Raw genomic sequence first — 8496 nt, forward strand, 5'->3', positions numbered from 1 at the left:
TCGGCAAGCAACTGGCCAAGGGCGTCGTAAGCGAAACCAAGAGCCTGGGTATTGCCCTGCAAGTCGGTGAAGGTGACGGCGGTTAGCTGGTCCACTGCATCGTAGCTGTAGTCGGTGCGGCCATCGTCGGTGGTCTTGGCAATCAACCGGCCAACCGCATCGCGCTCCAGCCGATGAATGATGGGGGTCGGTGGCTCCTCGGGAACTATCGCCAAGCCATTGCCATAAGGCGCCGCAACGGCGGTCACTGCCGTGATGTTATCCAGCCGGTCGTAGGTGTAGCGCTTGGCGCTGCCGTCGAGGTCTTGTTGTTGGGTCAGCCGATCCCCTGCATCCCACGCGAACCGATAGCTTTCGCCGTTCTCGTTGACCAGCGCTTGCAGCCGCCCATAGCTGTCATAGCCGAATTGCACCTGTCGTCCATGGGCGTCGGTGCGCTGGCGTACCTGGCCGCGACGGTTGTGCTGGTAGAGCGTGGTGTGCCCGGCGGGGTCGGTATAGCCCACCAACTGACCGCTGACATCGCGCTGATAGCGCTCAATGCGTCCGTCCGGCAGTTGGCTGCTGAGCAAGCGCCCGTTGGCGTCATAGCTGAATTGAGTGCGTTCGCCGAGGGCGTCGGTGATGACCTGCAAATAGCCTCGCTCGTCATAGCTGAAGCGCGTGGGGTAACCCGAGCAGTCAATGTGCTCGACCAGTTGCCCGAACGGATTCCACCGCAGCTTCTTGCGTTTACCCGTGGCGTCGACGATTTCCACGACCTGTCCATGGGCGTCGTAGCGATAGCGAGTGATATGACCCAGCGGATCGGTTTCGGCGATGCAGTTGCCGCGCGGGTCGTAGCGATACTGCCAGCTGTGGCCGGCGGCGTCGGTTTCCACCAGCGGTAAGGCCCAATGTTCCAGCCACAGCGTCGAATCGCTGCGGCCCAGCGGGTCGGAATCGCCGATCAGGTTGCCGGCCTCGTCGTAACTGTATGCGTAGCGCCCACCCTGTGGATCGGTGGCACTGAGCAATTGGCGTTCGTCGTTCCACTCGAACAACCAGGTCTGGCCGAGGTTGTCGCTGTATTGAATGATCTGATGCTGGGTATTCCAGTGGCGGCTGCTGACGCGTTGCAAGCCGTCCGTAATGCGGGTGAGGCCGGCTTTCAAGTCATAGTCGAACTGGTAGGCGTCACCCTCGTCGGTCCAGTGCCGGACCACGCGCCATTCCAGGTCTTCGACCAGCGCCCATTCATAGAAGCAACGCAACCCGGTGGGCAACTGATGCTCCACCATCCGGCGCCCGGCGTCGTAGGCGAAGCGCCGCTGCACCTGGCCGGTGGTATCGCGTACCTCAGCCAGATTTCCCGCCGTGTCGTAGGTATAGCTGACGAGCACTTCGCGGCGTTGATCGGGATAGATGCGTTCGATATGAGTGACGCGTTCACGCTCGCGCACCAGTTCGACTTGCACCAGATCGAAAGTATCGCGCAGGCGCACCAGGCGCCCGGCGGCGTCATAGTCGACGTGGATACGGTTGTCGTTGCGGTCACCGAGCTGAGTCAGGCGGAGCAAGCCAGCATTGGTCGGGGTCGGTTCGAACAGCCGGTACAGGCCGTCATCACTTTCGATCAGCAATTGCCCGTTGAGGTGGCGCCGCACGGAGAGTCCTTCACCGGCGCTGAACACCGCGCCGCCCAGGGCAATCGAGCCCATGTCGATCGGTCGGCCCTGCTCATCGGTGTAGACCAGCGTATCGCCGCCGTCGGGATGAGGGCGGATCTCGACGCACACCTCATAGGCGACACTCCAGCCCGCGCCGAACAGACTGCCGGGGCGTTCGTCGCGGCTGTTGTAGATGCGTTGCCAGTCGATTGGCAGGATGCCGGGCAGCACGAAATCCAGCTCCTCGACATCGCCCAGCACTTTCGCGCCGGTCGCCGCATGCACCGGGTTGGACGAGCCCATGGCCGCGTTGGCCATCGCGCCCATTGCACTGCTGACCGCCATCGAAGTCGCGCCGCCGATCAGCATGCACGGCAGCTTGCTGAAGAACTTGCCCTTGCCGCCCTTGAGCATCAACAACGCCGTGACTGCGAGCCCGACGCCGGGTGTCTTGCCGCTGCGGATTTCCCGCACCACCACTGAGCCGCCGCCAATCGTCACGTTGGGTGAAATCAGCCCGGAAGACACCACGCTGGCGTCGCACGTACTGCGGTCGCCGCTGCGCACCGCTGGTTGGCCATTGATCGTGACCTTGGACGAACCTTCGGCGAGAAACTGCGGCGGCATCGGTGGATGCTTCATGCACGCGACCAGGTCCAGCGGCTTTGGCACGGCGCCTGGCGCCGGAGTGGCAACCGTGGGGCGCCACATCTGCGAGAAGAAACTCTCGGCCATGTCCAGATAACTGGCCTCGGGTTCCGGCTCGGGTGCTTCCAGTTCGGTGCCTGCCGGCGCCACATGAGAGCTGATCGCCCCGGCGGCCCGGGCGGCAGGGATGTTGTTGGTCAGGGTATCGGTTGAGCCGGTGAGAATATTCGCCTGTACCGTGGGCGGGAAAAGGGCATTGCTGAAGCTATCGCATAAGTTTGTCAGGCCTTTGTCTGCACCGGTCTTGCTCATGGCAAGGCCAACAATCGTGCCCACTACCGCGCCCAACAGGAAGCACCCCAACCCGCCGGTCACGACGGTAATCCCTGTGGCAGCGACAACGGCAGCAGTCGCCACGGCAGTGATCGCGATATTGGCAGCCACCTCCAGCACACCGCCGAGGATGTCGGCCATCATCGAGGTGTGGGCCAGCGCATCGCCCATGCGAGCGGCCCAGAGTGCGTCAGACATACGCGGTGCCCAGGGCCGTGGCGATTTTCTTGAGACCTTCCATAGTCAATCAGTTGCTCCCTCGTCTGGTTACGGCATGCTCATCAAGGCTGTTCGCAGGCGTTTGATCAGCCGCGGATCTTCAAGGCAGTCGACAGGCCGCACATTGTCGAGAGCGGGAACTTTGCGTTCGATCCACCACAGCCCTTCCTTGAGCCCTCGCTTGCCTCGCAGCACAACGGCCACGTCGAGGTCGCCGGCCAATGCTTGCGCCAGGGTGCGCGCGTCTTCGTCCAGATAGTCTTCTTTGTACAGCGCTACCATGCTTTGCCAGTCGGCATCGCCGGGGTATTCATCTTCAAGTGGCATGATCAGAATCCTGCAAATGATATTAAGTTGCTGCCGGTCGGGTTTCGCGCGGATGGGGCAAGAATCCCATCATAGCCATTGGCTTTTGCCCAGCTGCCGATCTGGTGAGTTTCGGTGTATTTGTTACCCGTAATGCTTTTGAGTGATACGCCTAACTGTTTGCGCACGTCGGCGCGCGTTAAGTCCAGCACGTTGTTTAGCTGCACCTTTTTGCTGACCAGTACCCGTGTGGACAGGTCGACATCCCAGTGGGTGACTTCGCCCAATGCGGTCTTTCGCGAGTTGGCGCCATACACGCCACCCAGTCCCCTGGCCGTGTACCGGTGTCGGGACTCCACATTCCACTTGTGTGCCTGCCAGGTCGTACCGATGCGTCCGGGCTCCTCGAATCGATACACCGTGCGATTGACCTTACGCCCCTTGGGTGGGCTTGAGCACTTCATCAGGCCCAGCGGGTCGATCCAGCTCAGGGGGTTGGGTGCGTACTGGTAGAGGTTAAGGCCGCCGGCCAGGCCGATAGGGTCGGGCGTCGTGAAGCGTCCGATCTGCGGATCGTAAAAGCGCAGCGTGTTGTAGTGCAGCCCGGTTTCTCGATCCAGGTACTGGCCCTGAAAGCGCAGGTTCTGTTCTTCGATGTAATAGGGCTCGCGGGTTTCCTCGACGGTATTGCCCCAGACTTCATAACGCGCCTTCCATACCGTATGGCCGTCGCTTTCCGTGAGCTGCTCGGGCAGGCCATTGGGGTCGTTGTGATAGTAGCGAACCTTTTGCAGAGCCCCGAGGCCATCGACGCGTGCGACGGGTTCGTAGCCCTCGTCGGCATAGATATAGAGGCTGGTCCGCTGGTTGCAGCGCTCCTGCAACAACTGCATCGCGTCCCAGGTGAATAGCGTCTGGCTCTGCTGGACACCGTTACGGTCAAACAATGTTTTGGCGATCCGTCGGCCCAGCGGGTCGTAGGTCATTTTGACCGTGGAGCCGTCGTTGTTGTTCACCTGCACCAGCCGCTGCTCGGCGTCATAGCTGAAGCGTTGGGTGCCGCGCTGGGTGCTGTATTTTTCGACCATGCGGCCGAAACCGTCGTAGCGGTAACGCTTGTCCTGATAGGTCAATAACCGGTTGTGGGCCACATGCCCGAGGCCATCTTGCAAATTGGCGGCCGGGTCGTAGGCGAAGGCTTCACGTTGACCCAGAAGGTTGTCCTGGCTGGCGAGAATGCGACCGGTGGCATCGTAGTGCAGCAGTTGGCGGTGTGTCGTGCCCGGGTGGCTGACAAAGCGCTCGACCAACTGGTCGCTGTCGTCATAGCCAAAGCGTGTTTGTGTTGCTGGCACCAGCAGCGACTGGTCCTGTTGCCGACGCTGACGGGCGCGGAGTCGTCCGCTGCGGTCGTACTCGCTGCGGGTGCTGATACGGCCCTGGGTGCGCAGGACTTCCCGGTGAAACCGATCACGCTCGAAATCACTGATGACCCTGCCATCAAGATTGATCTGGTGCAGATGCCCGCTGCCGTAGCGCAGGCGGTTGAGCCAACGGCCGTCAGGAAGCTGGGTCTGAACCAGATTGCCCAGCTCGTCGTAACGGTGTTCCAAACTGCCGGCGGCACTGTGTTCGAGAACCAGTTGGCCGAGGACGTCATAACCGAATCCCAGACTCTGTTGGCCGTCACGCCCGGTGAACGTGATGGATGTGACTTGATCCAGCTCGTCATAGCAATATTCGGTGCGCCCATCCAGGGTGTTCTTGGCGACCAGCCGACCTGCGGCGTCCCGTTCCAGGTCGTGAATGATGGCTGTCTCGGTGCCGTGTACTGCGATCGTCTCTACCTGCGTGACGTTGTCCAGTGGGTCGTAGGCGTAGCGCTTGAGACTGCCGTCCAGGCGGTGTTCCTGGGTCAACCGGTCGCCGGCGTCCCAGTCGAACCGGTAGCGTTCACCGTTCTCGTTGGTCAGGCTTTGCAGGCGGCCGTAAGCATCATGGTTCAACGTCACGCGGCGGCCATGGGCGTCAATGCGCTGATGTAACTGGCCACTCAGGGCATGCTGGAAGTAGGTAGTGTTGCCAGCGGGGTCGCGATAGCCGATGACCTGACCACAGGCGTCGTGCTCATAGTGTTCGCTGCGGCCGTCGGGCAATTGCTTGCGGGTGAGTCGGCCTTGATCGTCATAGCTGAACACCGTGCGCTCGCCCAGTGCATCGGTGCTGGTCAGCAGCAGGCCGCGCTCGCAGTAGCTCAAGCGAGTGGTCATTCCCGAACAGTCGGTGTGCTCGCTTAACTGGCCGAGCGGCGTCCAGCGCAGGGTTTTGCTCTTGCCACTGGCATCGGTGATTTGCATGACTTGCCCGTGGGCATCATGACGATAGGCCGTGACGTTCCCAGCAGCGTCGGTTTCGCTGACGCAATTGCCGCGCGAGTCGTAACGGTATTGCCAGGTATTGCCTGCGGCGTCGGTTTCTGCCAGCGGTAGTGCCCAATGTTCCAGCCACAAGGTCGATTCGCTGCGTCCCAAGGGGTCGAGCGTCTCGCTCAGGTTACCGGCTTCGTCGTAGCTGAATTGGTAGTGCCCGCCGTTGGGATCGGTGGCGCCCAGCAGTTGGCTTTCATCATTCCATTGGAAGGCCCAGGTACGTCCGAGCACATCGATAGACTCGATGATCTGATGCTGTTGATCCCATCGGCGGATGCTGATTCGCTCCAGCCCGTCGGTGATGCGGGTGATGCCAGCGTCCAGTTCGTAGTGGTAATCGTAGGTGTCCCCGGCGTCTGTCCAGTGCCGGACCACACGCCACTCACGGTCTTCCACCAGGGCCCACTGGTAGAAACAGCGCAAGCCGGTGGGCAATTGATGCTCGACCATACGCTGCCCGGCATCGTAGACAAATCGACGTTTAACCTGGCCGTCGGATTGACGTACACAAGCCAGATCGCCACGGCTGTCGTAGCTGTAATGCATCAGCACTTCGCGGCGCTGGTCGGGGTAAAGCCGCTCGATCTGGCTGACGCGGCGCTGCCAGGTTGCGTCGTATGCCAGTTCAACCTTGACCAGGTCAAAGGTGTCCCGAAGCCGCAGCAGGCGACCGTCGTTGTCATAATCCAGGTAGATACGGTTGTCGTTGCGATCACCTAATTGACTAAGGCGCAGCAAGGTAGCGTTCTGTGGCGCCGGGTCGAACAACCGATACAGACCGTCGGCACTTTCGATCAGCAACTGACCGCCCAGGTGGCGCCTGACGCTGAGCCCCTCGCCAGCACTGAACACGGCGCCGCCCAAGGGGATCGATCCCATGTCGATGCGTCGGCCTTGCTCGTCGACGTACACCAGGTGTTCGCCGCCTTCCGGGTGGCGCAGCAAGTGGACGCTGACCTCATAGGACAGGCTCCAGCCGGCACCGAACAAGCCATCCTGGCGCTCGTCCCGGCTGTTGTAGAAACGTTGCCAGTCGATGGGCATGATGCCAGGCAGGGCAAAATCCAATTCCTCGGAACCGCCGAGTACCTTGGCTCCGGTACTGGCGTGAACAGGGTTAGGCGAGCCCATGGTCGCATTGGCCAGGGCGCCCATGGCCTGGCTGACCACAAACGAATTGACGCCTGCGAGCAGCATACAAGGCAGGTTGCTGAGGAACTTGCCTTTGCCCCCTTTGAGCATCATCAAGGCGGTAACGGCGAGGCCTACACCCGGTGTTTTGCCGCTGCGTATCTCGCGCACCACCACTGAGCCACCGCCGATGGTCACGTTCGGCGAGATCAGCCCCGACGACACCACCGTCGCGTCGCAAGTGCTACGGTCGCCGCTGCGCACGGCGGGCTGACCGTTGATCGTGACTTTTTCCGAGCCCTCGGCGAGAAACTGCGGCGGCATCGGAGGATGCTTCATGCACGTCACCAGGTCCAACGGTTTGGGGACTGCGCCGGGGGCCGGGGTGGCGACGGTAGGGCGCCACATTTGTGAAAAGAACCCCTTGGCCATATCCAGGTAGCTGGGCTCTTCGCTGTGTTCCGGCTTCGACGGTGGTTCTTCGGCTTCGGTGCCGGAGGGGGCGACATGGGATGGCACCGTGCCGGCTGCCCGTGCAGCGGGGGTTGAGTTGATCAGGGTGTCAGTGGAGCCGCTGACAATCGTCGCCATGACGGCGGGAGGGAACAGCGCGTTGCCGATGCCTTCGCACATCGTGCTCAAGCCTTTGTCGGCACCGGTTTTGCTCATGGCGATGCCGACAACCACGCCGACGACGGCACCCAACACGCACGCGCCCAGCCCCCCCGTCGCAACGGTGATACCGGTCGCCGCCACCACCGCAGCCGTGGCCAACGCCGTTATCGCCACGTTAGCCGCGACCTCGAGCACACCGCCAAGGATGTCGGCCATCACTGAGGTATGGGACAAGCCATCCCCCAACCGTGCGGCCCAGAGCAGTGCGTCAGACATTGAGGCGCGTCGTCACTGTGGCATGTCGAAGGACAGCGAGTTTTTGATCAAAGCCCAATGCGCCGCCTCGGCATCCCCCAGCGTGTCTGCCTTGACGTAACTCAAGGCGAGCATCTTGCGCGTCCCTGGCAACACCAACGCCAGTTGATACTGGAACACCTTGTCATTGCCCTTGTTGAACTGGCTGCGCAGCTCGATACCTTCCACCTCTTGGGCGGCGCCCAAGCGCACGGTGACGCTCGGTTGGCAGCGCAAGTCCTGCACCTGTTTTTCCAGGCGCTTGAGTTGGTCGTCGAAATTGCTGTGCAGGGTTTCGCCTTCGGCGAGCAGGCTGCGGCTGACGATCAGGGAAGTGCCCAGTTCGGGGAACTTGAGGATATTGATCGACGCGTCCTGCAGCTCGCCGGCCGGCAGTTGGAACTGGAATTCGTTGATTCGGTACGTCATGGAAGACAGGTCTCGTCAGGAGCTTTTAGGCGCGGGGAACGCGGCTTTGATGTTGGCGTCGATGCTGGCTTTTATGCCTTGGCCATCGGGCGTCGCGCCGGGGCCGCCGCCATTGTTCAGGTGCAGCACGCCGCCGGTGTTGAACTCGGCATCGCCGCTGGCGTAGAAGCTGATTTGCACGCCGGTGAGGTTGATCTGCCCGCTGGCGTTCAACTCCAGGATGCTTTCGCCGCAGACCAGGCGTAGGTTTTCGCCCACTTCGATGACGTAGCTCTGGCTGATGCTGTCGGTCTTCCTCTGGCCCACCGAGAGGATGTCTTCCTGCTTGACGATGCGCAGGCGGTTGTTGCCAATCGTCACCGTCTCGTTGTGCCCAATACTCTTGTTGCGGTCATGCCCCACCGAATGGCTCTCATCCACCTCGACGACGATGTCCTGATTGC

Annotated in this window: 4 protein-coding genes and 1 pseudogene; all 5 read right to left on the minus strand. The window is 61.6% G+C overall.

From position 1 onward, the window contains the following. A partial coding sequence (locus C8K66_RS30330) for a DUF6531 domain-containing protein (protein WP_178087557.1) occupies window positions 1–2828 on the minus strand: 2828 nt, incomplete at its 3' end. A 69-nt stretch (window positions 2829–2897) separates the two neighbouring features. Further along, window positions 2898–3176 carry a hypothetical protein gene (locus C8K66_RS30335; protein ID WP_057005221.1) on the minus strand — a complete coding sequence of 93 codons (279 nt, stop codon included), beginning with the start codon at window positions 3174–3176 and terminating at the stop codon, window positions 2898–2900. Window positions 3177–3178: 2 nt separating this feature from the next. Then, window positions 3179–7606: an RHS repeat-associated core domain-containing protein gene (locus tag C8K66_RS30340; RefSeq protein ID WP_108526697.1), complete on the minus strand. Its 4428-nt coding sequence runs from the start codon at window positions 7604–7606 to the stop codon at window positions 3179–3181. Between the two features lie 12 nt (window positions 7607–7618). Beyond that, window positions 7619–8053: a DcrB-related protein gene (locus C8K66_RS30345; protein ID WP_057005223.1), complete on the minus strand. Its 435-nt coding sequence runs from the start codon at window positions 8051–8053 to the stop codon at window positions 7619–7621. A 15-nt stretch (window positions 8054–8068) separates the two neighbouring features. After that, window positions 8069–8496, minus strand: a pseudogene (locus tag C8K66_RS30350) (type VI secretion system tip protein VgrG); the annotation flags it as partial.

This window comes from Pseudomonas sp. GV105 (genome assembly GCF_003058185.1).
Classification (GTDB): Bacteria; Pseudomonadota; Gammaproteobacteria; order Pseudomonadales; family Pseudomonadaceae; genus Aquipseudomonas; species Aquipseudomonas veronii.

What these genes read in the sequence shown, in the direction of transcription:
- C8K66_RS30340 (WP_108526697.1), bottom strand. Translation starts at nt 7,606, where the DNA reads ATGTCTGACGCACTGCTCTGGGCCGCACGGTTGGGGGATGGCTTGTCC.
- C8K66_RS30345 (WP_057005223.1), bottom strand. Translation starts at nt 8,053, where the DNA reads ATGACGTACCGAATCAACGAATTCCAGTTCCAACTGCCGGCCGGCGAG.
- C8K66_RS30335 (WP_057005221.1), bottom strand. Translation starts at nt 3,176, where the DNA reads ATGCCACTTGAAGATGAATACCCCGGCGATGCCGACTGGCAAAGCATG.